Raw genomic sequence first — 25,062 nt, forward strand, 5'->3', positions numbered from 1 at the left:
AGTGCAACTTTCACGCAAGGGGCCACGCCGGGCCAGGAGCAGCATGCGCTGAAAACGGCGCACAGGCCGCCCGGCGCATGGGGCCCACCCAACCGTCAGTTCAGCCGCGCCCCACGGGCATCGCCTTGCGGGCCGTTGAGCGAATGCGCGGCATCCGTACCGCCGCAGTGCGACTCGTCGCAGTGCACCACGTTGCGCCCTGACTCCTTCGCGCGATACAGCGCCTGGTCCGCCAGGTTCACCAGCGCTTCAAAATCCAGGCACGCACCCTTGCGCAAGGTGGCCACACCAACGCTCACCGTGACCGAGACCGTGGCCCCTGTGTCATTGACCGGCACCCGCAGCGCCGCCACTTCGTACCGCAAGGATTCCGCCGCGTGCAGGGCGCTGGCGCCATCGGTTTCGGGCAACACGATGACGAATTCCTCGCCCCCGAAGCGGGCCACGATGTCCACGCCGCTGCGCCTGCGCCCGGCACAGGCCTGGGCCACCGCGCAGATCACCCGGTCGCCAGCCAGATGTCCCCAGGCGTCATTGACCGCCTTGAACAGATCGATGTCCACCACCAGCAACGACAGCGGGTGATCAAACCGCACGGAACGCTTGTATTCATTGGCCCCCAGCTCCATGAGCGTGCGCCGGTTGGCCAAGCCCGTCAGCGCATCGTTGGCTGCGAGCCGCTCCAGCGCCGCGTTCAGCTCTTGCAACAGCTGGTTCTGCGCCACCAGCTGCTGGTTGATCTGCGCAATTTCGTCTTCTTTCTGCTTGCGGTCGTGGATGTTGAAAGTGACCCCGATCAGGCGTTTGCCCGGGGTGGCGCTGCTGCGGTCCATGATGCGGCCGTAATTGGCAAACCAGATCCATTCGCCCGCCTTGGAGCGCAGCCGGAACTCCGCACGGTACTGCGGCGTTGTGCCCGCCACATGGGCGGCCACCGCCTGGCGCACGACCTCCAGGTCACCCGGATGAAACAGACCGTAGATGTCCTGCAGGCCCGACACCATCTCGTCCTCGGTAAATCCCAGCTCCAGGAAGGTCTTGACCGCCTTGTGGGTGACCTGGCCGGTCACCAGGTCGTTCTCCCACAGGTCCAGCCCGGCGGCCTCCAGCACCAGCTCCAGCCGCTCCCTGTTCAGGTCTTCCTTTTCACCCATGGTGCTGCGCATCCATCACTGTGTACATCACAGCGCCAGTGGTGACCGCCTGACAATCCGCCCATTTGCACGTAGGCTCAGCCATCGCACGTTCCTTTTCGATATGGCTGGCACGATACGCCAGCGCGGGGGGTTGTCAACCCAAGGCCCGCCGCTGTGGGGCACCCTGGCGACGTGCGGAGGCAGCCCGGGGGAAAGCACACTGGCAGAGCGCTGCGCCTTCGCCTATGCTCTGCCCAGCGGTTATCCTGACAGAGCAATCCCTTCCAAGACACCATGAGCACCCCCGAAAAATCCACCGTCTACAGCACTGAAGACCTCCTGATCAGCCTGTGCAACTCCGTCACCCGCGTGCTGGGCGTGGCCACGCACAGCCAGATCCACTACTCCGGCATGGTGCAGCGCATCAGCAAGACCTGCCTGAAACCCGACATCGGCTGCTTTGTGCTGTTCGATGGCGGCTTCTCGGGGCTGGTGATCATCAACTTCTCGGCCCAGGCGGCCATGGAGTTGTACGCCAACTACCTGCTGAACATGGGCATGTCCAAGGATGACCTGGTCAGCTCCTACACGTCCGACGAAGTGAGCAACGTGATGGGCGAGCTGATGAACCAGGTGGTGGGCGACTTCACTGGCAAGGTGCGCCGCGAACTGCAGACCCACATCACCCAGAACCAGCCCAAGATGCTGGTGCTGAACAAGCAGGTGCAGCTCTCCGTGGACGCCAACCTCGACAAGCCCGAGGCCCGCCGCGTGACCTTCTACACCAGCAACAACAATATCTTCTATCTGGAACTGGCCATCGATCGCACCGAGTTCATCAAACTCTACGACTTTGAAGCCCAGGAAGTGCCGGACGCCGACGCACTCATGGCGCAGTCACAAGAAGCCCCCCCCGTGCCCGCACCACTGCCCGCTGGGCAAGACGACACCGATGCGCTGCTCAAGTCGTTGGGCATGTGAAAATCATCAAAAACAATAGCTACTAGCGCTTTATAAATAAGCGCTAGAGCCGGTTTTTACTGAAATTTTCAAGGTAGGCATGTGGAGGCGTGGCACAAAGGCTTCGCCGCCTGCCTTACTTCAAAATGAATAGCTTCCCGCGCTTCGTCGATAAGCGCGAGAAGCCCCAAAGCCCATCCATCTGCCTCTCGGGCTTGGGGCCGCTGCCCGATGCGGATCGTCCACACAGCCAGCGCCTGTGCGGACACGCGGGATTTCCGCTGCAAGGTCAGCGCCGCGCGCCTAGCCGCTCCGCGATCCAGATGCCACCCAGCACCATTGCCAGCGCCAGTGCGTGGTACGCCCCCACAGGCTCGCTGAGAACCCACACGGCCAGCGCAGGGCCGAAAACGGGGTTGAGGTTGAGGAACACACTGGCACGCGCCGGGCCGATCAGCTCCACCGCGCGGATGAAAAGGATCTGCGAAACAAAAGACGGCAGCAGCCCCACGTAAACCAGAATGAGCCAGCCCTGCAGCGTCGGCCAGAAAAAGCGCCCGGTCGCCACTTCGGCCGCCAGCAGTGGCAAGGAGGCCAGAGCCGCCACGCCCGCCACCGCAGAGAAGAAAACCAGCGGAGGCACCGGCGGCCGGGACCTGAGCCCCAGCGTGTAGCCGGCATACAGCACCGAGGCCAGCAGGATCCACAGGTCGCCCCTGTTGAAGTCAAGCGCCGCCAGCACGGCCCAAGTGCCCCGCGAGGCCACGATGGCCACACCCGCCAGCGTAATCACCACACCTGCCATCTGCAATGCAGTGACACGCAGCCCCAGAAACAGCACACCGCCCAGCAACACCAGCACCGGAATCATTCCCTGGATCAGCGCCAGATTGACGGCCGTGGTGTGGTGGGCTGCAGCGTAGAACAGCGCGTTGAAAGCGGTAAAACCGCTGACGCCCATGAGCGCCAGATATGTCCAGCGCCCCCGCAGCGCAGGCAGGTGCTGCGCCACCTGTTGGCGCGCGACGAACCACAGCGCGATGCAGGCGATGCTCCAGCGCGCCGTGGTGAGCATCATGGGAGACACATGGCCCACGGCCAGGCGCGCCGCGACGGCATTGCTGCCCCAGATGAGGGTGGTCACGATCAGAAGCAGGGCCGGGCGCTGGTAAAGGCCACGCCAAAAAGCACCACGCGCAGCGGCAGAAGGGGAAGCGGACATGGCAGCGAGCGTAGCAAACTCGGTGTGAGCCGCCATCCATGCAGATCACCCGCTCGCAGGCACAGGCTGCGAAGCCAAAACGCCCAAGGCGCTACCCCTCAAACTGCGGATGCAGCTGTCGGATGCGGTTCATCGCCATCGCCGCAGCGGCCGTGCGGGTCTCCACCCCCAGCTTGGCAAAAACGCGCTCCAGGTGCTTCTTGACCGTGGCGGGGCTGGCGCCAAGGATGTCGCCGATGTCGCGGTTGATCTTGCCCTTGACGACCCAGTACAGCACCTCGGCCTCGCGGGCGGTGAGCTTGAAGGACAGGCTCATGGATTCGATGATCTTGGCGTCCGACACCTCGCGCATCACGATGAGCCAGTCGCCGCCGCCAGCGCTGTCACCCGCCTGCTGGTGCAGCCGGAAGGTGAGGCGGCGTGCACCCTGCTCCACGGCCAGGCGCGGCGGCTCGGCCAGGGACGCCGCCAACAGCTCGGCCGCGTTGTCGGCCAGCACATGGCGGCGCAGCCAGGCCTGCACAGGCTCGGGCGCCCATTGGCCAAATGCGGTGGGTGCACCGTCGGGCCCCACTTCGCCGAAGTAGCTTTGCAGCAGCTCGCGCGCCAGCGGGGTCTGCCACACGATGCGGCCGTCCGACGCGCGCACCGTGATGCTGGCGTAGCCAAAGGCGTCGAGTGCATTGCGCGCCTCGCGGGCCTGGCGCGCGTCCTGCCGCGCCTTGCGGGCCGCCCCCAGGTGCACGCCCATACGGGCCATGACCTCGCGCGGTTTGATGGGCTTGGTGACGTAGTCCACACCGCCTGCCTCCAGCGCAGCCACCAGGTGCTCGGTCTCAGTGAGCCCGGTCATGAAGATGATGGGGATGTGCGCCGTGGCGGGGTTGGCCTTGAGCCGCCGTGCCACTTCAAAGCCATCCATTCCCGGCATCATGGCGTCGAGCAAAACAATGTCGGGCAGGGCCTGGGCCGCGCGCTGCAACGCGGCCTCGCCATGGGTGGCCACCAACACGGTGTAGCCCGATTCGTCGAGCGCATCGTGCAGCACGGCCAGGTTGTCGGGCACATCGTCCACGATCAGCACCACGTCGCTGTCGGTGCGGTCCAGCGCTGCGCCCGGTGGGGCTTGCACCCAGGGCGAAGGGGGAATTGCGGTGTTCATCACGATGGCGCCTGCTCCAGAATCTGGCCCATGGCATCGAACTGGAACTGCTTGGCCAGTTGCCGCATGGTGGTCACAAAAATGCTGTGCGCAGGCTGGCTGCGTTCGATGTCGTCCAGGGTGTTGAGGATGCCACGGTAGTAGCCCAGCGCCACCACCTGTCCCAGTGCAGTCAGGGCGTTGGCATCGGGGTAGGTCAGGGGCTGTGGCTGCGTAGATGCGGCCGTTGTTGTTGACACGTCAGCCCCCTGAACAGCGGCCTCGTCGTGCAGCCACTGCAGGCCCAGGCGGCGCTCCAGCCAGTCGATCAGCTCGGTATGGCGCACGGGCTTGACGATGAAGTCCTCCGGGCGGATGTCCACATCGTTGTCCAGCGCCTTGTCGAACGCGTTGGCGGACACGATGGCGCAGTGGAGTTCTGCGAGGTGCATCTGCCGCACACGCCGCAGGGTCTCCCACCCGTCAATACCGGGCATGGCCAGGTCCATGAAGATCGCGTGCGGCCGGTAGCCCGCAGCCAGCAGATCGAGCGCATCGTGCCCACTGGCGGCCTGCCGCAGCTCAAAACCCAGGGGTTCCAACAGCTCGCGCAGCAGCTCGCGGTCGGGCTCCTCGTTGTCCACCACCAGGATGCGACGGCGCTCGCCCGCATAACCCCTGCGGGTGCGCTGTGCGCGGGCTGCCGATGCAGTGGGCACGGGTGCGGCCTTGCCCAGGGCCTCGGCGTGCACTTCGGGCAGGAACAGCTTGACGTGGAATACCGACCCCAGGCCAGGGGTGCTGGTCACCGTCAATTCCCCCCCCATCAGCGCCGTGAGCATTTTGGCAATGGTCAGGCCCAGGCCTGCCCCCGGCGCTGCCGCAACGGCGCTTGCGCTGCTGGCACCGCCGCCCCGCGCGAAAGGCTCAAAGATGCGGTCGATCTCGTCAGCCGTGAGTCCTGGCCCCGTGTCCTGCACCTCGATGCGGGCCATCTCGCGCGCATAACGCACTCGCAAGGTGACGGTGCCATGCGCCGTGAACTTGACGGCGTTGCCCAGCAGGTTGATGAGGATCTGGCGCAGGCGCTTTTCGTCGGCCCGCACCACCTCGGGGATCACCCCTAACACATCGAACTGGAACGCCAGGCCCTTGGCGGCCGCCTGCAGCTCGAACAGGCTGGCCATCTCGTGCAGACCATCGGCAAAACGCGCGGGTGCCACATCCAGTGTGAGCTTGCCCGACTCGATGCGCGCGATGTCCAGCGTGCCTTCGATGAGCGACAGGAGGTGCTCGCCGCCCCGGCGGATCACGTGCACGGCCTGCTTGCGGTGCGGGGGCACGCCTGCGTCTTCGCCCATCAGCTGCGCATAGCCCAGGATGGAGTTGAGCGGTGTGCGGATCTCGTGGCTGATGGCGCTGATGTAGCGGCTCTTGGCCTGGTTGGCCTGGTCAGCGGCGCGCTGGGCGGCCTCGGCCACCTGGCGCGCCTGCTCGGCCACGCTGCGTGCGGTCTGCAGGGCTTCGTCGGTCTGGCGGTGCAATTCGATCTCGCGCACCAGAAGGCCGGTCTGGCGGTTGGATTCTTCCTGTGCCACCTGGCGGCTTTTGTGCGCCAGCACCAGCCACCAGGCCACGATGCCCGAGATGACCAGCAGCGCAAGGTACGCCTTGAGTAGCCCCGAGCGCAGGGCCACAGCGGGCGCTGCCATCACCTCGATGTCGGTGGCCGCTTGCGCAATGGTGTTGAGTTCCTGGTGGTACAGCAGGCCCATCACCGAGGCCAGCAGCGGCGCTATCACCAGCATCAACAGCAGAAAATGGCCCAGGCCCGTGTCCAGGTAACGCCACATGGCGCGGGGCAGCACCCAGCGCAGCGCGGCCGACCACTGCACTGCCATGCTGGCGTGGGGCTTGCACAGGTCACCACAGCGCGCATCCAGCGTGCAGCACAGCGAGCAGATGGCGCCCCGGTAGGCGGGGCACTGGGCCATGTCGGGCGCTTCGTACTCGCGCTCGCAGATCACGCAGCGCTGCGCGGTGGTGCGCCGGTAGCTCATCCGGGCCTCTGTGCCCAGCCCTCCTTCGGCATTGCGGCGCAGCGGGCCATGCAGGGGCACGGCCACCACGTCGGCCAGCGCAGCGGGCTCCGACTGGCGGGCAATGTAATAGCGCCCCCCGGTGGCCCATGCAATGAGTGGCGCGGTCACAAAGGCCACCGCCATCGCAATCACGGCCGAAAAGGCTTGCGGCAACGGGCCAAACAGCCCCAGGTGTGCGCTGATGGACAGGATGGACGCCAGTGCCATCGAGCCCACACCCACGGGGTTGATGTCGTACAGGTGCGCGCGCTTGAACTCAATGCCCTTGGGAGACAGGCCCAGCGGCTTGTTGATGACGAGGTCGGCCACCACCGACATGATCCAGGCGATGGCGATGTTGGAGTACAGCCCCAGCACCTCGCCCATGGCGCGGAACACGTTCATCTCCATCAGCATGAAGGCGATCAGCGTGTTGAACACCACCCACACCACCCGCCCCGGGTGGCTGTGCGTGAGCCGCGAGAAGAAGTTGGACCACGCCAGCGAGCCCGCGTAGGCATTGGTCACGTTGATCTTGAGCTGCGAGATCACCACAAACAACGCCGTGGCCGCCACCGCCCAGCCGTAGTTGGGGAACACATATTCATACGCGGCCAGGTACATCTGGTTCGGGTCGACCGCGCGCTCGGCCGGCACCATGTGGGTGAGCGCCAGGTACGCCAACAACGCACCGCCCAGCATCTTGAGCACGCCCAGCACCACCCAGCCTGGCCCGCCCACCAGCACGCCCAGCCACCAGCGCCCGCGCGTGGCGGGGGTGGAAGCGGGCATGAAGCGCAGGTAATCGGCCTGCTCCCCCATCTGGGTAATCAGCGCAATGCCGACTGTGAGGGCTGCACCAAACAAGGGCAATTGAAACGTCGCGCCGCGCATCAATTCACCACCGTAGTGCACAACCCCAGAAAACGCACCAGGATCGCGCACCAACACATAGGCAAACGGCACCACCAGCATCACCAGCCACAGCGGCTGTGTCCACATTTGCAGCCGGCTGATGGCCGAAACGCCATGGGTGACCAGCGGAATCACCACGATGGCGCAGATCAGGTAACCCCAGGTGGGCGGGATGTCGAGCGCCAGCTCCAGCGCGTAGGCCATCACGGCGGCCTCCAGCGCGAAGAAGATGAAGGTGAACGATGCGTAGATGAGCGAGGTGAGCGTAGAGCCGATGTAGCCAAACCCCGCGCCGCGCGTGAGCAAATCCATGTCCACCCCGTAGCGCGCCGCATACACGCTGATGGGCAGCCCCGCCAGAAAGATGATGAGCCCCGTGGCCACGATGGCCCAGAAGGCGTTGATGAAGCCGTACTGCACCAGCAGCGTGGCACCCACGGCCTCCAGAATCAAAAACGACGCCGCACCAAACGCCGTGTTGGCCACCCGCCATTCAGACCATTTGCGAAAGCGCTGCGGGGTGTAGCGCAGCGCGTAGTCTTCCATGGTCTCGGTGGCCACCCAGCTGTTGTAGTCGCGGCGCACCTTGACCACTTGCTGGGGCGCTTGCGCATCCACATCCTGCCCCGACGGCTGCACCGGCACAGCATCAGCAGGGGCAATGGGGGCAGTGAGAAGTGGCATGGGCATGGAATGACGGCAAGCCCTGCAGGTGCAGTTTCCATGCCACGGCCAACCCTAGCGCGCACAGTCCCTGCGCCAGATGACGTATGGCGGGCACGGGGCTTGCTGCCTATGATGGAACGGCTCTCATCAGATCCCCCCGTACGCCACAGAACACACCCCTCATGGTCACCCCGCATTGACGGCCGCACGAGCCAATGACCCCAGCATTGAGTAAAACGATATGGAACTGACTCCTCGCGAAAAAGACAAGCTCTTGATCTTCACCGCCGCCCTGCTGGCCGAGCGGCGCAAGGCCCGAGGCCTGAAGCTCAACTACCCGGAGGCCATGGCCCTGATCAGCGCCGCCGTGATGGAAGGCGCCCGCGACGGCAAGACCGCGGCGCAACTGATGAGCGAAGGCCGCAGCGTGCTGACCCGCGCCGACGTGATGGACGGCATCGCCGAGATGATTCCGGACATCCAGGTGGAAGCCACCTTCCCGGACGGCACCAAGCTCGTCACCGTCCATCAGCCGATCGTCTGACCTCTTTTTCCCCTTTCTCTCTGTGGAGCCCCCATGCGCATCGCACTCTCACACCGCCACACAGTCGCTCTTTTTTTCATAGCAGTCAGCGCAATCAGTACAAGCGCCAGTGCCCATACCGGTGCTGAATCTCACATCCACAACAGCTTTCTGAGCGGCTTTGCCCACCCCTTGTTCGGCCTGGACCACCTGGCCGCCATGGTCGCCGTGGGCCTGTGGAGCGCCCTGGCTGCGCGCAGCGCCGGACGCGAATTGCTGTGGGGCCCCGTGGGCTTCGCAGCCATGCTGCTAGTGGGCGCGGTGCTGGGCCTGCAAGGTGTGGCCCTGCCTGCGGTGGAGCCGATGATTGCCGCGTCGCTGCTGGTCACCGGCCTGCTCGTGGTGTCGCGCCTGCGGGTGCCGGGCGCGTTGGCAGCGTTGGGCGTGGGCGTGTTCGCCGTGTTTCATGGCGTGGCCCACGGCTATGAGCTGGCAGGCAGTGACAGCGCCTGGCAAACCCTGGCAGGCATGCTGACAGCCACGGTACTGCTGCACGGCGCGGGTCTGGCGGCTGGCTGGGCACTGCGCAACCGCCACACATGGCTGGCACGCGCTGCCGGGGCTGGCGTGGCCGCGTTCGGCGGTGCGTTGCTGTTGCAGCAGATGGCGTGATGGCAGTGATCCCAACGATGCATGCCAAGCTGACAAGCCTCTCTCCCCGACCCTCTCCAGCCAGGGGAGAGGGAGTAGTTCCTAACCATGGATAACTCACCATGATCCCAGGCGAACTCATCACCGAACCCGGCGAGCACCTGCTCAACACCGGCCGCCGCACCCTCACCCTGCTGGTGCGCAACACCGGCGATCGGCCCATCCAGGTCGGCTCGCACTATCACTTTGCCGAAACCAACAACGCCCTGGGTTTTGACCGCACGGCTGCACGCGGCATGCGGCTGAACATCGCATCCGGCACCGCCGTGCGGTTTGAGCCGGGCCAGGAGCGCACGGTCGAGTTGGTGGACTACGCGGGCGAGCGCAAGGTGTTCGGCTTTCAGGGCATGACCCAGGGCGCGCTGTAGCCCCTGCTCTACCAATTTTGAGCCAAATTGGCCTCTAGCGCTTTATTAATAAGCGCTGGCAGCTATCAAAATAATAGTAATTAGTTCTCGCGGAGCACCCCACCATGGCAACCATTGGAAGACGCGCCTACGCCGAAATGTTCGGCCCCACCGTGGGCGACCGCGTGCGCCTAGCCGACACCGAACTCCTCCTTGAAGTCGAAGCCGACCACACGCTGCGCGCAGGCAGCTACGGCGAAGAGGTGAAGTTTGGCGGCGGCAAGACCATCCGCGACGGCATGGCGCAAAGCCAGCGCACCAACGCGGGCGGCGCGGTAGACACGGTGCTGACCAACGCCCTGGTCATCGACCACACCGGCATCTTCAAAGCTGACATCGGCCTGCGCGCGGGCCGCATTGCCGCCATCGGCAAGGCAGGCAACCCCGACACGCAACCGGGCGTGGACATCATCATCGGCCCCGGCACCGAGGTCATCAGCTGCGAAGGCAATATCGTCACCGCAGGCGGCATCGACAGCCACATCCATTTCATCTGCCCGCAGCAGATCGAAGAAGCCCTGGCCAGCGGCATTACCACCATGCTGGGCGGCGGCACCGGCCCCGCCACCGGCACCCTGGCCACCACCTGCACGTCCGGCCCGTTCAACCTGGAGCGCATGCTGCAGGCGGCCGATGCGTTCCCGATGAACCTGGGCTTCTTGGGCAAAGGCAACGCCAGCCTGCCCGATGCGCTGCAGGAGCAGATCAACGCAGGTGCCATTGGCCTCAAGCTGCATGAAGACTGGGGCACCACGCCTGCCGCCATCAGCAACTGCCTGGACGTGGCTGAAGCCACCGACACGCAGGTCGCCATCCACTCTGACACGCTCAACGAATCGGGCTTTGTGGAGAACACCATCGCCGCCGTGGGCGGGCGCGGCATCTGCGCGTTTCATACCGAAGGCGCAGGCGGCGGGCACGCGCCCGACATCCTGCGCGTGGTGGGTGAAGACAACTTTTTGCCCAGCTCCACCAACCCCACCATGCCGTACACGGTGAACACGCTCGACGAGCATGTCGACATGCTCATGGTGTGCCACCACCTCGATGCCAGCATTGCCGAAGACCTGGCTTTTGCAGAAAGCCGCATCCGCAAGGAGACCATCGCCGCTGAAGACATCCTGCACGACCTGGGCGCCATCAGCATGATGAGCAGCGACAGCCAGGCCATGGGCCGCGTGGGCGAAGTCATTCTGCGCACCTGGCAGACCGCGCACAAGATGAAGGTACAGCGCGGCAGCCTGCACGGCGACACGGCCCGCAACGACAACACGCGCATCAAGCGCTATGTGGCCAAGTACACCGTCAACCCCGCCATTGCCCATGGCATTGCCCATGAAGTAGGTTCGCTCGAAGTGGGCAAGTGGGCGGACATCGTGATCTGGAAACCCGCGTTCTTTGGCGTGAAGCCCGCGCTCATTTTGAAGGGCGGCCTGATCGCCATGGCCGCGATGGGCGACCCGAATGCGTCGATTCCCACCCCCCAGCCCGTGCACTACCGTCCCATGTTTGGCGCGTTTGGTGGGGCCCTTGCCAAGACCTCGCTCACCTTCGTCTCGCAGGCCGGTTTGGCGGCGGGCATTGGCGACAAGTTTGGCCTGCGCAAAACGCTGAGTGCCGTGCGCAACGTCCGCGGCGTGCGCAAGCAGCACATGGTGCACAACAGCTACACCCCCAAGATGGAAATCGACGCCCAAACATACTCGGTGCGGGCCGACGGCCAGTTGCTGACCTGCGAACCTGCCACCGTGTTGCCCATGGCGCAGCGCTACTTTTTGTTCTGAGATCGCGCCCCATGAGCGACTTGCTGCACGACCTGCAAATCCGACTGGACGGCCTCTCCGATCCACGCATCGAAGCCTTCATGCAAGAGCATTTGAAGGACATGCACGCCACCTCGCCGCCCGAGAGCGTGCACGCTCTCGACATGGCGCAGCTGCGCCAGCCCGAGATCCGCTTCTGGACGGCCTGGCGCGGCGATGGCGAGCTGGTGGGTACCGGCGCGCTCAAGCATCTGGACACCGGGCATGCCGAACTCAAGTCCATGCGCACTGCGGCCAGCGCGCGCGGCCAAGGCGTGGGACGCGCCGTGCTGGAACACATCCTGTGCCAGGCGGTGGACCTGGGCTATCAGCGCATCAGCCTCGAAACTGGAACCCAGCCCTTTTTTGAACCCGCGCACCAGCTGTACCTGCGCTACGGGTTTACCGACTGCGCCCCTTTCGGCAGCTACCGGACAGACCCCCACAGCCGCTACATGAGCCGCGCGCTGTAGATCGGCCGCACACCACAGGTGACGGCCAAGGCCACAATGTGTTCCTTGTCCACCTTGCCCCCTCCGCCCCTCTTGCCATGATCCAGGTCTCCAAACTTCTCCCCCAAGGCCAAGGCCTCGCTCCCGTGCTGCTCAAGCGCGCCACCACCATCGCGCTGGACTGGGACGTGCGCCAGAAAAGCCGTTTTGCCGCCACCGACTCCGCCGGGCGCGAGCTGGGCATCTTTTTGCCGCGTGGCACGCTGGTGCGCGGCGGCGATGTGCTGGTGGCCGAAGACGGCTCCATGGTCCGCGTGATCGCCGCGCCTCAGCCGGTGCTCGTCATCACGCATTGCAAAAACCACGGCACCCCGTTCGACCTGACCCGCGCCGCCTACCACCTGGGCAACCGCCATGTGCCCATCGAGCTGCAGCCCGACCACCTCAAGATCGAACCCGACCACGTGCTGGCCGACATGCTGCGTGCCATGCACCTGATCGTCAAAGCGCAAGACCTGCCGTTTGAACCCGAAGGCGGTGCCTATGCCGCAGGGCATGGCGGCGGGCACCACCACAGCGGACACGACCATGACAGCGACCATGACCATGACCATGGTCACGCCCACGACGCTGCACACGACCACGCCAACGCAGTGGCGCATGGCCACGAACACACGCACACGCACACGCATCCGGATGGGCCCGCGCAGTCCGCTGCACCGGCGGCTGCTCCAGCACGCGGCCGCACGGTAGCGATCCCTGTGGTCGCCCAGGGCCATGTGCATGGCCCCGACTGCAACCACGATCACTGACCACTGCCCACTGCCAGTGACCTTGCCAGTGACCTTGCCAGTGACCATGACCTCCACCCCCACCGTTCGGGCTGAGCCCGTCGAAGCCGAGACACGGCGCCTTACCAGCCGTTCGACGCGCTCAGGGCGAACGGACTGAAGAGATAGCAGCGTGCGCCCAGACCGCCCCGCCCCCCTGCCAGCAGCCAGCCTGCTGCAACTCATCTGGCTCGCCTCGCCCGCGCTGCCCGTGGGCGGCTTCTCGTATTCAGAGGGGTTAGAAAGCGCTATTGAAAATGCAGGTCTTGCCACTGAGGCTGCTGTGGGTGAATGGCTGCTCGACCAGCTCCATATCACCCAATCCCGCGGCGACATGGCCCTGATCGCCAAGGCGGTAGGCGCCTGGCGCCGGGGCGACATGGCGCATGTGAAAGAACTCAACGACTGGGTGCTGCACACCCGCGAAACGAGCGAGCTGCGGCTGCAGGCCGAGCAGATGGGCCGCTCCATGGCCGACTGGCTGCGCAACCAGAACCTGGGCGACGAACAGGCCCTGCCCGCCATCCGCCACCTGGCCGCCCTGCCCCCCACCTACCCCGTCGCCTTTGCGCTGGCCGCATCCACCACCCAGGCGCCTGTGCGCGATGTGCTGCTGGCCTATGCCTTTGGCTGGGCCGAGAACATGGTGCAGGCGGCCCTCAAATCCATGCAACTGGGCCAAAGTGCAGGCCAGCGCATCCTGGCGCGGCTGGCCGATGCCATCCCTGCTGCCGCAGACCATGCCATCAGCCTCATGGACAGCGAACGCCAGGCCTTCTCCCCCATGCTGGCCATCCTGAGCGCCCAGCACGAGGTGCAATATTCAAGACTTTTTCGCTCTTAGCGCACGCCCCATATGCGCAAGCAGCTATTGATTTAATAGTAAACAACGCCATGACCAACACGCTGCACCACATCGCCAATCGCACTAAAAACCTGCCCCCCTGCGTGTAGGCATCGGCGGCCCCGTGGGCTCCGGCAAAACCACGCTGCTCGAAATGCTGTGCAAAACCATGCGCGATGACTACGACCTCATCGCCATCACCAACGACATCTACACCAAGGAAGACCAGCGCCTGCTCACCGTGAGCGGCGCCCTGCCCGCAGAACGCATCCTGGGCGTGGAGACCGGCGGCTGCCCGCACACCGCCATCCGCGAGGACTGCTCCATCAACCTCGAAGCCATCGACCGCATGCTCGGCGAGTTCCCCAACGCCGACATCGTGTTTGTGGAAAGCGGTGGCGACAACCTGGCCGCCACCTTCAGCCCCGAGTTGAGCGACCTCACCATCTACGTCATCGACGTCGCTGCGGGCGAAAAAATCCCCCGCAAGGGCGGCCCCGGCATCACCAAAAGCGATTTGTTCATCATCAACAAGACCGACCTGGCCCCCCATGTGGGCGCCAACCTGGATGTGATGCACGCCGATACCACCCGAATGCGCACCAATACCCAGGGCCTGCTCAAGCCCTTTGTGATGACCAACCTGAAGACTCTGGCGGGCGTCGCCGATGTGGTGAAGTTCATCGAGACGCGGGGCATGCTGAAAAACCAAGCCCCCTCAATCGACTAGAGCCATCGCGCTCTCACGGAGCGGCCCCTGGTGATTTTGCGACTGTCAGAAATTCTGCAGGTTGGCATGACTCACGGAGCGCTTTTTGTTGTGAATGGCGCAGCGAGAGAGGCACACGAGTCCAACGGCTAATCGACCTCTATTCACTGAAGCCAGCGTCGGCGCTGAATCCATAGAACTCCCAGCAACAGCGTGCTCAGCATCATCAGTCCCCACTCGCCAAGAGTAGGAACCGACACCGCGGTGCTGGCAGACCCCGCCACAGTCGTACTATTGAAAACTTCGGTGACATCGCTGGGTGTGAGGACGCGACCATAAACGCGAACCTCATCAATTAACCCCCCGAAAAACTCGTCGTTACGACCTTGAGCATTGATTCCAATCCGCAACGGTTGAGCGTTATCAGTAGCCAACACGACGCCTAGTTTTGTGTCCTGAATTGATCCATTTACATAAAACAAAAGAGTGCTGCCGTCATAACTCACAGCGACATGAGTCCAAACACCCTGAGGCAGAAAAAAACCGGAGGAATGATCGTTGCCTTCACCGATCATTCGTAGTTCTCCCCCCCCCTCCATCAGTACAGAGAACCGCTGATTTGCGTTAGTTTGCCCCCAGCTCACCACGTTTCCGTTGTCGGCCGTGGATGACGGATTCACCCAAAATGAAACCGTACGGGCATCACCGCCGCCAGGCAGGACCCCTGCGAGCCCTGATACCTCTACAAAACTAGTTGCGTTGTTAAAACTACCAGCCTGTCCAACCCGCCCGGCGGCGTACGTCAGCGAGGTGGCTGCACCATTTCGCCCGCCCCCAGATGAATCGTTGACGTTGTTCTCAAAGCCGTACCAGCCAAGCAACCCTGTAGTCATATCAGCATGAGCCGAAATAGCAGCGACCGCAATCAAGCCACCGACAACAGCCCGCATCAATCGCGGTACAAGCTTTAAAGTCATATACAGTTTTTTCAACAAGAGATAGTTACATTTTCTATCAAAAATTTATTCACACGGTTTGAGAGTTCTTTCTCTTTATTTTCACCACAGCGTGCACCGCGCCAGGGCACGGGGGCAACACAGCGCCCTGGTCCACATGCGGATGTGGTGAAGTTCATCGAGACGCGGGGCATGCTGCAAAAATCAGCACCCGCAGTCAGCTAGAATCCGCAGCTTCCGTTCCCGGAGACGTGGGTGAGCGGTTTAAACCAGCAGTCTTGAAAACTGCCGACGGGCAACCGTCCGTGAGTTCGAATCTCACCGTCTCCGCCAAAAAACGGCTTTGCGATGATGGCGCCCACTCACTTGTGGGCGTTTTTGTTGGTACTGCAGGCGCAACGCGCCACCACTTTGCAAGCCTGCCCCCAAGAGCAGCGATCCCCCCCCCCCCCGCACGCACCCATGGCTGGCATGCGGCGGCCACTGTTTGTGCGCTGGTTTTGAGGGGCTGTTGGGTGGCTACGCTACGGCAAAGCCCCCACCTAAAAAGCTGCGTCCACACATTTGCCCTGATGTTCGTGGGCTGGCCCGGGGCTTTTGCTCTCACGCCTGGCCCCCTATCTGCGTGATGCCCGAAACAGATTGACTGCACTCGGCTCTGCATGCAGGCTGCAGCGAGGTTACAAACTCCAGAACCACCCATACCCTGTGAAGTTGGGGCACCCTGCACAAAACAATGTTTTACTTTCCGACAAGAAAGTGCCACCCTGTCCCTAGCGATGGCCAGAGGTAGTTGACCTTAGGTTGACAGAGAAGATTGTCTTTGCCTCAACCCTCGAGATCTGAGTGACCCCACACATGTCGAACTTCCGGTTGAGAACCTGGCTGGTTGTTCTGATCCTGATGGCTGTCCTGCCATCACTGGTGGTGGTGCTGATCAACCACCAGAGCAACCAGGCGGTCTCGCTTGAACGAGCAACGACACAGATGGAGGCCGTGGCCCGCCTGGCAGCGGCGACCCATGAGCAGTCTGTTGAGGGAGTACGACAGATCCTTGGCACCATTTCGAGCGGCCCCTCGGTACGCCGCTACGATCTGGAGCAGCTGTGCATCGAGTTCATCGACAACGTGGCAAAGGCCAGTCCGAGTTACAGCATCATCGGCGTCTTGACCCTGGAGGGCAAGGCGCGTTGCATGAAAGATGAACAACTCAAGGCCATCGACTTCAGCGATCGTCAGTACTTTAAAGACGCCATCGAAGGCCGACAGTTCACGGTGGGCGAATATGTCTTTGGCCGGGCCAGCGGAAAAAAGGCACTCACCTACTCGGTGCCTGTCTACGACTACCAAGACCAGCTCAAGGGGGTGGCCTTTGCGGGCCTGGATCTCGAAAAGGTTGATCAGCGGCTCAAGGGCTTGCATCTTGACCCAGACACACAGATTTTTCTCGTGAGCTCATCGGGCCTGCTGCTGGCCTCGACACACAAGACACTGGACGACATTGGCAGCTTGCACGACGACCCGGGCCTGAAGGAATTGCTCTCGGCGCAGGCAAAGCCACAAGACCGCTCGGGCCCCATACAGGTAGGCGAATCGCTTTATGTGATCGCGCCGGTAGACCACGCAGGCATGTCCAGGACGTTTTTCGTGACGCGGGCCAACCAGCAGGCCATTCTTGGCCGAGGCCTGAGCCAGTTGCGATCGCAGCTGCTGGTCCTGATGGCCAGCGCGGTGTTGAGCGTCCTGTTGGCCTGGGTGATAGCAACACGAAAGATATCGGTGCCCATCCAGCGGCTGGTGCAACGGATGAATCTGGCTGGCAAGGGCGGTTACGGGTCAATACCCCAGACCGAGGAAGTGGTGCTGACATCGCTGGAGTTCAACCTGCTGAACCACCACCTCAGCGACATGCTCCGGCAGCTCCAGCTTCATCAGGCCGCAGTGGCCTCCAGCAGCGATGGCATCGTGATCTGCGACGCATTGCAGGCAGACATGCCGATGGTCTATGTCAATCCTGCTTTCGAACGCATGACGGGTTACGCCGCCAGCGAGGTTTTGGGTAAAAGCTGCAGGTTCCTGCAGTCGGAAGACCGGGACCAACCGGCCGTTGCCCAGATTCGACAAGCGGTGGCGGCCAACAAGGAGGTGGCGGTCACCCTCCGGAACTACCGGCATGACGGCTCGCTGTTCTGGAACAGCCTGCGGATTGCGCCCGTCAGAGACGCCAGGGGGCTGGTGACCCACTATGTCGGGATCCAGACCGACGTCACCGGCCGGATACAGAACGAGGAGGAGCTTGCGCGGCGGGCGAGCCATGACTGGCTGACAGGCCTGCCCAATCGCACGCTGCTGGAGGACCGGATTTCGCTGGCCATAGAGCGTGCCAAGCGCGAGAACGCGGCCTTCACGATCGCCTTCATCGATCTCGACAACTTCAAGGTCTTCAACGACAGCATCGGGCACGCGGCGGGGGATACATTGCTGGTGGAGGTCGGCAGAAGGCTGACCCAATCGGTTCGGGCGCAGGACACGGTCAGCCGCCTGGGTGGTGATGAAATTGTCGTGGTGTTCGAGGGGCTCGGTGAGCCCTCCCTGCTCCGCGAGGCCCTGATCAGGCTGCAGAATCGGCTGGAGGAGCCGGTGCACCTGCACGGCAAAGACTATGTGGTGGCCGCCAGCATCGGGATCGCCAATTTCCCCAAAGACGGTGACTCCGCCCAGTCGCTGCTCCAACACGCGGACATCGCGATGTACAAGGCCAAGGCCGATGGACGTGGCGTGGTGCGGGCGTATGACCCGGCGCTGGACGCCCGCAGCAACGAGAAGCTTGAGCTCAGCAACGCGCTGCGCAAAGGCTTGGCCAACCGGGAGTTTGAACTGCACTACCAGCCCAAGGTGGAGTCCGGCACCGGGCTTTTGAGTGGATTCGAAGCACTCGTGCGTTGGCATCACCCTGTGCATGGGCTGATCCCGCCGCTTCAGTTCATCGCACACTCGCAGAGCAGACCGGCCTGATCGTGTCGCTGGGTCGTTGGGTTCTGCAAGAGGCATGTGCCCAGCTGCAGCAATGGCGCACCGATGGCGTGGTGGATGTACCCATGGCGGTCAACGTGTCAGGTATCCAGTTCCGTCAGGATGACTTCAACGCGACGGTGGCAAGCGCATTGGCCAGCACGGGGCTGCCGGCAGACCGTTTGCACATTGAGATCACGGAGTCCGTGATGATTGACGGCCAAGAGAGCTTGCGTGCGACGCTTCACCGCATCCGATCGCAGGGCGTGAAGATCGCGCTGGACGACTTCGGTACCGGCTACTCTAGCCTGAGCTACCTGAAGCGCTTTCCCATCGACTACGTCAAGATTGACCGCTCATTTGTCAGAGACATCACCACCGATCCGGCCGATGCAGCCATTTGCAGCACCATCATCTCGATGGCGCACAACCTGGGCATGCAAGTGATCGCTGAAGGCGTAGAGACTGCCGAGCAAGCCCAATTCCTGCGCGAGCGCCGGTGTGACCAGCTTCAGGGCTATCTGATTGGCAAGCCCAAGAATGCATCAGAGGTGGCACAGGGGCAAAATTCATACCCTCCCGATGCGGGGGAAACTCACATTAGATCCAAGTCCCCAGTCTGAGTGATATTGAATTGCCCTACATGGTCCGCCCAAGGAGAACAAGCTTCTACGTCGTGATGGTCTGAAGGGTTTGCTGCCTTACATCCGGGCTGTTGGTGCAGTGGTGGCTGCTGCCCATGATGGCTATTCGCGGCGGGGATTCCTATCTCCGGGATGTACTCAAGGTACTGGCGATTTGTCGGAATTTCCCAACCCGGTTTGACCGCCATTCCATCGACACGCTTTGAGCAGGTTCTCCTTGAAATCGGTGTTGTAGGTTTGAGGCGCTCCGCGCTGAAGGATCAGGCAGTCACCGCCTCAAGCGGATTCCAACGGGTGCGGTCGAAGGCCATGCCCCTGGCTAGAACTGCCCACGCGGTGCGCGCCATCTTGTTGGCCAACGCGACCACGACGGTGTTGTGATGTCGTCGCTGCAGCAACCGTTCCATCCCGTCAGATTTTCCGGATCGGGCAATCACGGCCCTGGCGCCGGCGATCAACAAGGTCCGCAGGTAGGTGTTTCCACGCTTGGAAATGCCCAACTGCTGCGTCTTCCCGCCGGTGCCCACGTGACGAGGGACCCGCTCTACCATGAGGCGAACTGCCGAGCGGATTTGAATCGCCCCGCCACGCCCAAAAGGTACGACGCAGTTGCCGCGCTGCTGCGGCTGGCACACGCTGTCTTGATCAAAGTCAATTTGATGAAGAGCACCAAAAACGAGACCCGCCACCCCAGTGGTGTTACAGATGGGCACCCACTGTGAGGAGCCTTACGGTATGGTGAAGGTCCCGCTTCCCGGAACCTCTCTCATGATGAACATCCCTTTTGCCGCCGCTGGTGGCTTGGTCGTTGCCGTGCTGACGACCGGTTGTGCAAGCCACGGGCAGCCAGTCGCGCAGTCTGGCAGCCCCACGGCGGCAATGTCCACCCAAGTGGTGCCGTGCAACGCCCAGCCGGCCCAGTTCGCCGTCGGACAAAACAGCACCGCATCGGTGATGGAGTCGGCACGGGTGCGATCCGGCGCACAAATAGCCCGCATCCTGCGCCCAGGCCAGATCATCACCAAAGAATTCGATATGCAGCGGCTCAACCTGGAGGTGGGCAACGATGGCCGCATTCTGGCGGTGCGCTGCGGCTGACCATTACCGGGCGGCGGACGCCCCATTGACCTGCCGCTGTGCGGGGCCCGGAGCCTGAATCGGCACCGAGGTGGCCGCCTTCGGCGGTAGCTCGCCGCAGTGTCAATCCGCCAGGAATAGCTCCTGCAGATCACTCAGGAAATCGAATCCCCGCTCTGTCGGGCGCACGCGGGCCATGTCGCGCTCGATGAGTCCCTTGCGCTCTGCCGCCTCCAGCCCCTTGGCAATGGCGGTGATCGGCAGGCCCGTGCGGGCCATGAAGTCCTGGAGCGCGAAACCATCACGCAGGCGCAGCGCGTTGAGCATGTACTCAAACGGCAGATCTGCCCGGCGCACCTCGTCATCCTGCGCCACAGCTCGCCCGGCCAGGGCGTTGTCCATGTACAGACGGGGCTCACGAAAGCGCACCTGACGCACCACACGGTGCGCAAAACTGAGCTTGCTGTGGGCGCCCGCGCCAATACCCAGGTAGTCACCAAACTGCCAATAGTTGGTGTTGTGAAAACACGCGTGGCCGGGCTGGGCGTAGGCGGAGATTTCGTACCGTGCCATACCGGCCTGGCCCGTCATCTCAGTGATGCGGTCCAGCATGGCGTAAGCCTGGTCGTCTTCGGGGATGACCGGGGGAAACTTGGCGAAGTAGGTATTGGGCTCGATGGTCAGGTGATAGATGGAGATATGCGGTGGCTTGAGGGCCAACGCTGTCTGCATGTCCTGCTCCAGCTCCAACGACGTTTGTCCTGGAAGCGCATACATGATGTCGAGGTTGAAGGTGTCAAACGCCTGCGCGGCCTCTTCGACCGCCGCGATGGCCTGGGCGCGGTCGTGCACCCTGCCCAACGATTGGAGGTGCTGGTCGTTAAAGCTCTGAACCCCAATCGACAAGCGCGTAACCCCAGCCGCCCGGAAAGCCCGAAAGCGGTCTTTCTCGAACGTGCCGGGATTGGCTTCCAGCGTGATCTCGCAGTCGGGCTCCAGCCGCAGGCGGGCACGAATGTCACCGATCAGCCGATCGATGGCAGTGGGCGAAAACAGGCTGGGCGTGCCCCCGCCAATGAAGATGCTGTGCACCGTACGGCCCCAGATCAACGGCAGTGCCGCTTCCAGGTCGGCCATCAGGGCATCGATGTAGCGCTGCTCCGGCACCTGACTGGTATTGCCATCGCGGAATTCATGCGAGTTGAAATCGCAATAGGGGCACTTTTTGAGGCACCAGGGCAGGTGCACGTACAGCGACAGCGGTGGAAGGCTCTGCAGTTGCAGCAGGCCAGGGCGCATGTAGTGCTGGATGTCGCGCACTGGCGCAGGTTCAGCGTCGCTCTGCGGCAGGATAGGAATATGGCCCATGGTCTCAGCGCCCATTCACAGCCAGCGCTCGCGCATCAGCGCCAACATCTGCGCGGCAGACCGGCCCCGGTGGCTGTGGGTGTTCTTGACCTCTACGGGCAATTCGGCAAAGGTCTTGCCAAATTCTGGAATGAGCATGACCGGGTCGAACCCAAAGCCATTGCTACCACGGGGTTGCGCAGTGATCTCGCCCACCACACGACCGACAGCGATCAGCGGTTCCGGGTCTTGTGGGCTGCGCACGGCCACCAGGGTGCTGACCATGGCGGCACGGCGGTTACCCACACCTTGCAACTGCTCCAGCAAAGCACGTACGTTGTTGGCATCGCTTTTTTCGTAGCCGAACTGGGTGCAGTAGTAGGCCGTGTCTACCCCAGGCAACCCGCCAAAGGCGTCGACGCACATGCCAGCATCGTCAGCCAAGGCGGGCAGTCCGGTATGTGCAGAGGCAAATCGGGCCTTGGCCAATGCGTTCTCGACAAAGGTCCGAAAAGGCTCCTCGGCCTCGCCCACGCCCAAATCGGCCTGGCGCACCAATTCGACGCCCAGTGGCGCGAACATGGCTTGCAGCTCGGCCAATTTGCCGCGGTTGTTGGATGCAAGAACAATTTTCATAGCCAAAATGACCTGTAGCGCCTGTTCAGCATGCACAAGCAGCTATCAATTAGTGAGTAAAACAACCCTTATCGGATTTCAAGAAGCGCTTGCTGCTGCATCTGCATCAGCTCTCCAATGCCTTTTTCGGCCAGCACCAGCAGTTGGTCCATTTCTGCACGGGTAAAAGCCACGCCTTCAGCCGTGCCCTGCACCTCCACGAAATGGCCCGCACCAGTCATCACCACGTTCATATCGGTATCGCAGTCCACGTCTTCGATATATTCCAGATCGAGCAGTGGTGTGCCTTGAACAATGCCCACGGAGATGGCCGCCACGGGCTGAAGCAAAGGCGTTTGCATGATCTTTCCGCTGGCGAGCAACTGGTTGACTGCGTCCTGAGCGGCCACCCAGGCACCGGTGATGGCAGCGGTGCGCGTGCCTCCGTCGGCCTGGATCACGTCACAGTCGAGCTGAATCGTGCGCTCACCCAGCAGCTTGAGGTCGAACACGGCGCGCAGCGAACGACCGATCAGGCGCTGGATCTCTTGTGTACGGCCGGTTTGTTTGCCACGTGCCGCTTCACGGTCACTGCGGGTGTGCGTAGCCCGCGGCAGCATGCCGTATTCGGCGGTGACCCAGCCTTCGCCACTGCCGCGCTTGTGTGGGGGCACGCGCTCCTCGACCGAGGCCGTGCAGAGTACCTTGGTGTTGCCAAACTCAATCAGCACCGACCCTTCGGCATGCATGGTGTAGTGGCGGGTGATGCGCACAGGGCGCAGCTGGTCGGCAGTGCGGCTGCCGGTGCGGATATAGGTGGTCATGGTGGGGTGACGAACAGAAATTGCGTACAAACACCGGACATGCGCTCACTGCTTGGCAGCGCATCACGGCATCCGGCAAAAAAACAGGTCTCTCGTGCAGAGACAACGACAGGAACGCCAATCAGGCCATCAGGCCTTGCGCGCTGCAGAACGGCGGATGGCTTCGTTGATCTCGGCAATGGAGCGCTCGATGGCCGCATCGTCGAGGTCATCCACCAGCCCGTCCAGCGGGCCTGCCTGAATGGTCGATGCAAACACGTCATCACTAATGCTGTCGGTGGACACCCCTTGGGTGGACTCGAAGGCATCGGGCGTCTCCCATTCCAGGGCGATCACGGTGACATTGTCACTGGTGTCCCCCGCCTTGCGCAAAGCGTCCTCCACCAGGTCAGGCACTGCATGCGACACCGTGTTGCGGGCCAACTGCTTGGCGATGTCTTCGTCGCTGAGCGTTCCCCACAGGCCATCCGAGCACAGAAGGATGCGGTCGCCCTGCTCCAGATACACCGGGCCGGTGATGTCATAGATGGGTTTGGTGGGAGACCCCAGGCAGGTGAACAACACGTTGCGATTGATGCGATCAAGGCCCGGCGGCGGCGTGTTGCGCAGCTCCATATAGGAGTGGTCGCGCGTGCGCGTCAGCAGGTCTCCATCACGCACCATGTACAGGCGCGAGTCGCCACAGTGGATCCAGGTGGCAGTACCGGCCTGAAGCACCGCTGCCACCAGTGTGGTGCGGGGCGTGTCGAGCATGCCTTTGTCGGTGGCATAGCGCAGGATCTGGTGGTGCGCGGCCAGCAGCGCCCCCGACAGGAACTCCTGCACATCCTTGAGTTGTGGCTTTGCCTGGCGCTGGAACAGCGCTGAAATGGTCTGCAGCGCGATCTGGGCAGCCACCTCTCCCTCAGGATGACCGCCCATGCCGTCGGCCAGCACAAACAGGCCTGATTCGCGCGTGTAGCAATAGCCCATGCGGTCTTCGTTCTTCTCACGCCCGCCACGGCGGCTGATCTGGAATACGGAGAACTTCATAGTGGCCCACGCAGACAAGGATGCAGCAACGCATCGTTAATGAATATGCATCCCGTCTGAACCCGCTTTGCGTGAGTCGTTTTCATTTGGGCTTGGCTCCGATGCCAGTGGCTTCACCCACCTTTTGCACATTTTTCTTGGTGTCCGACACCAAGGTGTCGAGCTGCAGGCGCATTTTCTCGGCCACGGTGAGCTTGGTGTAGCGGCGCTCGCCCTCACGGCTAAGCTCCTTTTGCAACGCAAACACCGACTGAGGGCGCGAGAGTGGGTCAAGCGCCATGCACCACTCCACCACCTCAATCAGATTGTCCGAGTACACACCGCGCAACTTGGTCAACGCCAGCGACAAACGGTCTTTGTCGATGCGCTGGGGGGCCTCATTGGGCGGAAAACCCTGCATGCAGGCGTAGATACAGGCTCCGATGGCGTAGATGTCCGTCCACGGTCCCATCTGCGAATCTCGCCGGTACATCTCGGGGGCGGCAAAACCAGGCGTGTACATGGGACGGATGAAGTTGCCCTCTTTGGACAACACTTCGCGCGCCGCGCCAAAATCGATCATCACGGCTTTGTTGTCGTCGGTGATGAAGATATTGGCAGGCTTGATATCCAGGTGCAGCATCTTGTGCTGGTGCACGATGCGCAGGCCACGCAACACTTCGTCGAACAGCGAGCGAATGGTGGACTCACGAAAGACCTTCTGTGTCTTGAGGTCGCGTGCGGTGATGATGAAGTCCTGCAGGGTCGCGCCCTCCAGGTAGTTCATCACCATGTAGACGGTTTCGTTTTCGCGGAAGAAATTGAGCACGCTCACTACCGAGGCGTGCGAGATTTGCGCCAGCGAGCGCCCTTCTTCAAAAAAACTCTTGAGACCCAGGCGGTAAAGCGAGAGTTTTTCAGACGGCACCTTGGGCAGCAACTCGCCTGGCGCACGCGTGGCCAAGGAGGTGGGAAGGTATTCCTTGATCGCAACCTGCTGACCTTCGCCGTCGGTCGCTAGGTACACCACGCCAAAGCCCCCGGAGGACACCCTGCGAACCACGCGGTATCCACCAATGGCGGTGTCGGGCGGCAGGGGAGCCGGTTTGATTTTTGACATATTTTGCGAAGATGACTCGGGGGTAGAGCGGAACCCGGATAATCGCCGGATCGCAAG

General features: G+C 62.7%; 22 protein-coding genes, 1 tRNA gene and 1 pseudogene. 13 read left to right on the forward strand and 11 right to left on the reverse strand.

The window, feature by feature from the left end:
• Positions 1-95: 95 nt before the first annotated feature.
• Complete coding sequence (locus CLU85_RS18085; RefSeq protein ID WP_100412635.1) at positions 96-1,154, reverse strand: sensor domain-containing diguanylate cyclase; 1,059 nt, start codon at positions 1,152-1,154, stop codon at positions 96-98.
• 276 nt (positions 1,155-1,430) lie between these two features.
• On the opposite strand from CLU85_RS18085, the gene CLU85_RS18090 reads away from it, so the two are divergent.
• Positions 1,431-2,117 carry a DUF3334 family protein gene (locus CLU85_RS18090; protein WP_100411478.1) on the forward strand — a complete coding sequence of 229 codons (687 nt, stop codon included), beginning with the start codon at positions 1,431-1,433 and terminating at the stop codon, positions 2,115-2,117.
• A 268-nt stretch (positions 2,118-2,385) separates the two neighbouring features.
• On the opposite strand, the gene CLU85_RS18095 is transcribed toward CLU85_RS18090, so the two are convergent.
• The 3 genes from CLU85_RS18095 to CLU85_RS18105 all read right to left on the reverse strand — a co-directional run bounded on the left by CLU85_RS18095 (position 2,386) and on the right by CLU85_RS18105 (position 8,145).
• Positions 2,386-3,318 carry a DMT family transporter gene (locus CLU85_RS18095; protein ID WP_100412636.1) on the reverse strand — a complete coding sequence of 311 codons (933 nt, stop codon included), beginning with the start codon at positions 3,316-3,318 and terminating at the stop codon, positions 2,386-2,388.
• A 91-nt stretch (positions 3,319-3,409) separates the two neighbouring features.
• Positions 3,410-4,480, reverse strand: coding sequence for a response regulator (locus tag CLU85_RS18100; RefSeq protein WP_100411479.1), 1,071 nt, complete (start codon positions 4,478-4,480; stop codon positions 3,410-3,412).
• The gene (locus tag CLU85_RS18105) at positions 4,480-8,145 is read right to left on the reverse strand and encodes an ATP-binding protein (protein WP_100411480.1); all 3,666 of its coding nucleotides are present in this window, start codon (positions 8,143-8,145) and stop codon (positions 4,480-4,482) included. Before CLU85_RS18105 ends, CLU85_RS18100 begins: the two co-directional genes overlap by 1 nt.
• 217 nt (positions 8,146-8,362) lie before the next feature.
• Here CLU85_RS18105 and CLU85_RS18110 point away from each other — a divergent pair, with 217 nt between their 5' ends.
• The 8 genes and pseudogenes from CLU85_RS18110 to ureG all read left to right on the forward strand — a co-directional run bounded on the left by CLU85_RS18110 (position 8,363) and on the right by ureG (position 14,420).
• A complete protein-coding gene (locus tag CLU85_RS18110) occupies positions 8,363-8,665 on the forward strand; it encodes an urease subunit gamma (RefSeq protein ID WP_100411481.1) in 303 nt (100 codons plus the stop codon).
• A 33-nt stretch (positions 8,666-8,698) separates the two neighbouring features.
• The gene (locus CLU85_RS18115; protein ID WP_100411482.1) at positions 8,699-9,316 is read left to right on the forward strand and encodes a HupE/UreJ family protein; all 618 of its coding nucleotides are present in this window, start codon (positions 8,699-8,701) and stop codon (positions 9,314-9,316) included.
• A 101-nt stretch (positions 9,317-9,417) separates the two neighbouring features.
• Positions 9,418-9,723 carry an urease subunit beta gene (locus CLU85_RS18120; protein ID WP_100411483.1) on the forward strand — a complete coding sequence of 102 codons (306 nt, stop codon included), beginning with the start codon at positions 9,418-9,420 and terminating at the stop codon, positions 9,721-9,723.
• A gap of 104 nt (positions 9,724-9,827) precedes the next feature.
• Positions 9,828-11,546, forward strand: coding sequence for an urease subunit alpha (ureC, locus tag CLU85_RS18125; RefSeq protein ID WP_100411484.1), 1,719 nt, complete (start codon positions 9,828-9,830; stop codon positions 11,544-11,546).
• Between the two features lie 11 nt (positions 11,547-11,557).
• Positions 11,558-12,037, forward strand: a complete 480-nt coding sequence (locus CLU85_RS18130) for a GNAT family N-acetyltransferase (protein ID WP_100411485.1) — start codon at positions 11,558-11,560, stop codon at positions 12,035-12,037.
• 77 nt (positions 12,038-12,114) lie between these two features.
• Positions 12,115-12,828, forward strand: coding sequence for an urease accessory protein UreE (gene ureE / locus CLU85_RS18135; protein WP_100411486.1), 714 nt, complete (start codon positions 12,115-12,117; stop codon positions 12,826-12,828).
• Positions 12,829-12,979: 151 nt separating this feature from the next.
• Positions 12,980-13,690 (forward strand): urease accessory protein UreF, encoded by a 711-nt coding sequence (locus CLU85_RS18140; protein WP_100411487.1) that lies wholly within the window; start codon positions 12,980-12,982, stop codon positions 13,688-13,690.
• A 50-nt stretch (positions 13,691-13,740) separates the two neighbouring features.
• A pseudogene (gene ureG, locus CLU85_RS18145) lies at positions 13,741-14,420 on the forward strand (urease accessory protein UreG).
• Positions 14,421-14,563: 143 nt separating this feature from the next.
• On the opposite strand, the gene CLU85_RS18150 reads toward ureG, so the two are convergent.
• On the reverse strand, positions 14,564-15,394 hold the full coding sequence (locus CLU85_RS18150; protein WP_157803987.1) for an IPTL-CTERM sorting domain-containing protein: 831 nt from the start codon (positions 15,392-15,394) through the stop codon (positions 14,564-14,566).
• Positions 15,395-15,600: 206 nt separating this feature from the next.
• Here CLU85_RS18150 and CLU85_RS18155 point away from each other — a divergent pair.
• The 3 genes from CLU85_RS18155 (at position 15,601) to CLU85_RS23540 (ending at position 18,990) form a co-directional block, all read left to right on the forward strand.
• Positions 15,601-15,688 (forward strand) — tRNA-Ser (locus tag CLU85_RS18155).
• Positions 15,689-16,213: 525 nt separating this feature from the next.
• Positions 16,214-18,370, forward strand: coding sequence for a diguanylate cyclase domain-containing protein (locus CLU85_RS18160; protein ID WP_100411488.1), 2,157 nt, complete (start codon positions 16,214-16,216; stop codon positions 18,368-18,370).
• 2 nt (positions 18,371-18,372) lie between these two features.
• Positions 18,373-18,990 (forward strand): EAL domain-containing protein, encoded by a 618-nt coding sequence (locus tag CLU85_RS23540; protein ID WP_157803988.1) that lies wholly within the window; start codon positions 18,373-18,375, stop codon positions 18,988-18,990.
• A gap of 281 nt (positions 18,991-19,271) precedes the next feature.
• Here the strand turns inward: CLU85_RS23540 and CLU85_RS18170 are convergent, their stop codons facing one another.
• Positions 19,272-19,700, reverse strand: a complete 429-nt coding sequence (locus CLU85_RS18170) for a transposase (RefSeq protein WP_369858260.1) — start codon at positions 19,698-19,700, stop codon at positions 19,272-19,274.
• Between the two features lie 79 nt (positions 19,701-19,779).
• Between CLU85_RS18170 and CLU85_RS18175 the strand changes: the two genes are divergently transcribed.
• Positions 19,780-20,109 carry an I78 family peptidase inhibitor gene (locus tag CLU85_RS18175; protein WP_100411490.1) on the forward strand — a complete coding sequence of 110 codons (330 nt, stop codon included), beginning with the start codon at positions 19,780-19,782 and terminating at the stop codon, positions 20,107-20,109.
• Between the two features lie 102 nt (positions 20,110-20,211).
• Here the strand turns inward: CLU85_RS18175 and hemW are convergent, their stop codons facing one another.
• From hemW to CLU85_RS18200, 5 genes are all read right to left on the reverse strand, one after another.
• A complete protein-coding gene (hemW, locus tag CLU85_RS18180; protein ID WP_100412638.1) occupies positions 20,212-21,456 on the reverse strand; it encodes a radical SAM family heme chaperone HemW in 1,245 nt (414 codons plus the stop codon).
• Between the two features lie 15 nt (positions 21,457-21,471).
• On the reverse strand, positions 21,472-22,071 hold the full coding sequence (gene rdgB, locus CLU85_RS18185; protein WP_100411491.1) for an RdgB/HAM1 family non-canonical purine NTP pyrophosphatase: 600 nt from the start codon (positions 22,069-22,071) through the stop codon (positions 21,472-21,474).
• Positions 22,072-22,139: 68 nt separating this feature from the next.
• The gene (rph, locus tag CLU85_RS18190) at positions 22,140-22,874 is read right to left on the reverse strand and encodes a ribonuclease PH (RefSeq protein WP_100411492.1); all 735 of its coding nucleotides are present in this window, start codon (positions 22,872-22,874) and stop codon (positions 22,140-22,142) included.
• A 129-nt stretch (positions 22,875-23,003) separates the two neighbouring features.
• Positions 23,004-23,906, reverse strand: a complete 903-nt coding sequence (locus CLU85_RS18195) for a PP2C family serine/threonine-protein phosphatase (protein WP_100411493.1) — start codon at positions 23,904-23,906, stop codon at positions 23,004-23,006.
• An 82-nt stretch (positions 23,907-23,988) separates the two neighbouring features.
• A complete protein-coding gene (locus tag CLU85_RS18200) occupies positions 23,989-25,005 on the reverse strand; it encodes a serine/threonine-protein kinase (RefSeq protein WP_100411494.1) in 1,017 nt (338 codons plus the stop codon).
• Between the last annotated feature and the right edge of the window lie 57 nt (positions 25,006-25,062).

The organism is Acidovorax sp. 69, from assembly GCF_002797445.1.
Taxonomy (GTDB): domain Bacteria; phylum Pseudomonadota; class Gammaproteobacteria; order Burkholderiales; family Burkholderiaceae_C; genus Acidovorax.

What these genes read in the sequence shown, in the direction of transcription:
- CLU85_RS18085 (WP_100412635.1), bottom strand. Translation starts at nt 1,154, where the DNA reads ATGGGTGAAAAGGAAGACCTGAACAGGGAGCGGCTGGAGCTGGTGCTG.
- hemW (WP_100412638.1), bottom strand. Translation starts at nt 21,456, where the DNA reads ATGGGCCATATTCCTATCCTGCCGCAGAGCGACGCTGAACCTGCGCCA.
- ureE (WP_100411486.1), top strand. Translation starts at nt 12,115, where the DNA reads ATGATCCAGGTCTCCAAACTTCTCCCCCAAGGCCAAGGCCTCGCTCCC.
- CLU85_RS18160 (WP_100411488.1), top strand. Translation starts at nt 16,214, where the DNA reads ATGTCGAACTTCCGGTTGAGAACCTGGCTGGTTGTTCTGATCCTGATG.
- CLU85_RS18100 (WP_100411479.1), bottom strand. Translation starts at nt 4,480, where the DNA reads ATGAACACCGCAATTCCCCCTTCGCCCTGGGTGCAAGCCCCACCGGGC.
- CLU85_RS18115 (WP_100411482.1), top strand. Translation starts at nt 8,699, where the DNA reads ATGCGCATCGCACTCTCACACCGCCACACAGTCGCTCTTTTTTTCATA.
- CLU85_RS18090 (WP_100411478.1), top strand. Translation starts at nt 1,431, where the DNA reads ATGAGCACCCCCGAAAAATCCACCGTCTACAGCACTGAAGACCTCCTG.
- CLU85_RS18095 (WP_100412636.1), bottom strand. Translation starts at nt 3,318, where the DNA reads ATGTCCGCTTCCCCTTCTGCCGCTGCGCGTGGTGCTTTTTGGCGTGGC.
- CLU85_RS18175 (WP_100411490.1), top strand. Translation starts at nt 19,780, where the DNA reads ATGATGAACATCCCTTTTGCCGCCGCTGGTGGCTTGGTCGTTGCCGTG.
- CLU85_RS18105 (WP_100411480.1), bottom strand. Translation starts at nt 8,145, where the DNA reads ATGCCCATGCCACTTCTCACTGCCCCCATTGCCCCTGCTGATGCTGTG.
- CLU85_RS18130 (WP_100411485.1), top strand. Translation starts at nt 11,558, where the DNA reads ATGAGCGACTTGCTGCACGACCTGCAAATCCGACTGGACGGCCTCTCC.
- CLU85_RS18110 (WP_100411481.1), top strand. Translation starts at nt 8,363, where the DNA reads ATGGAACTGACTCCTCGCGAAAAAGACAAGCTCTTGATCTTCACCGCC.
- CLU85_RS18195 (WP_100411493.1), bottom strand. Translation starts at nt 23,906, where the DNA reads ATGAAGTTCTCCGTATTCCAGATCAGCCGCCGTGGCGGGCGTGAGAAG.
- rph (WP_100411492.1), bottom strand. Translation starts at nt 22,874, where the DNA reads ATGACCACCTATATCCGCACCGGCAGCCGCACTGCCGACCAGCTGCGC.
- ureC (WP_100411484.1), top strand. Translation starts at nt 9,828, where the DNA reads ATGGCAACCATTGGAAGACGCGCCTACGCCGAAATGTTCGGCCCCACC.
- CLU85_RS18200 (WP_100411494.1), bottom strand. Translation starts at nt 25,005, where the DNA reads ATGTCAAAAATCAAACCGGCTCCCCTGCCGCCCGACACCGCCATTGGT.
- rdgB (WP_100411491.1), bottom strand. Translation starts at nt 22,071, where the DNA reads ATGAAAATTGTTCTTGCATCCAACAACCGCGGCAAATTGGCCGAGCTG.
- CLU85_RS18120 (WP_100411483.1), top strand. Translation starts at nt 9,418, where the DNA reads ATGATCCCAGGCGAACTCATCACCGAACCCGGCGAGCACCTGCTCAAC.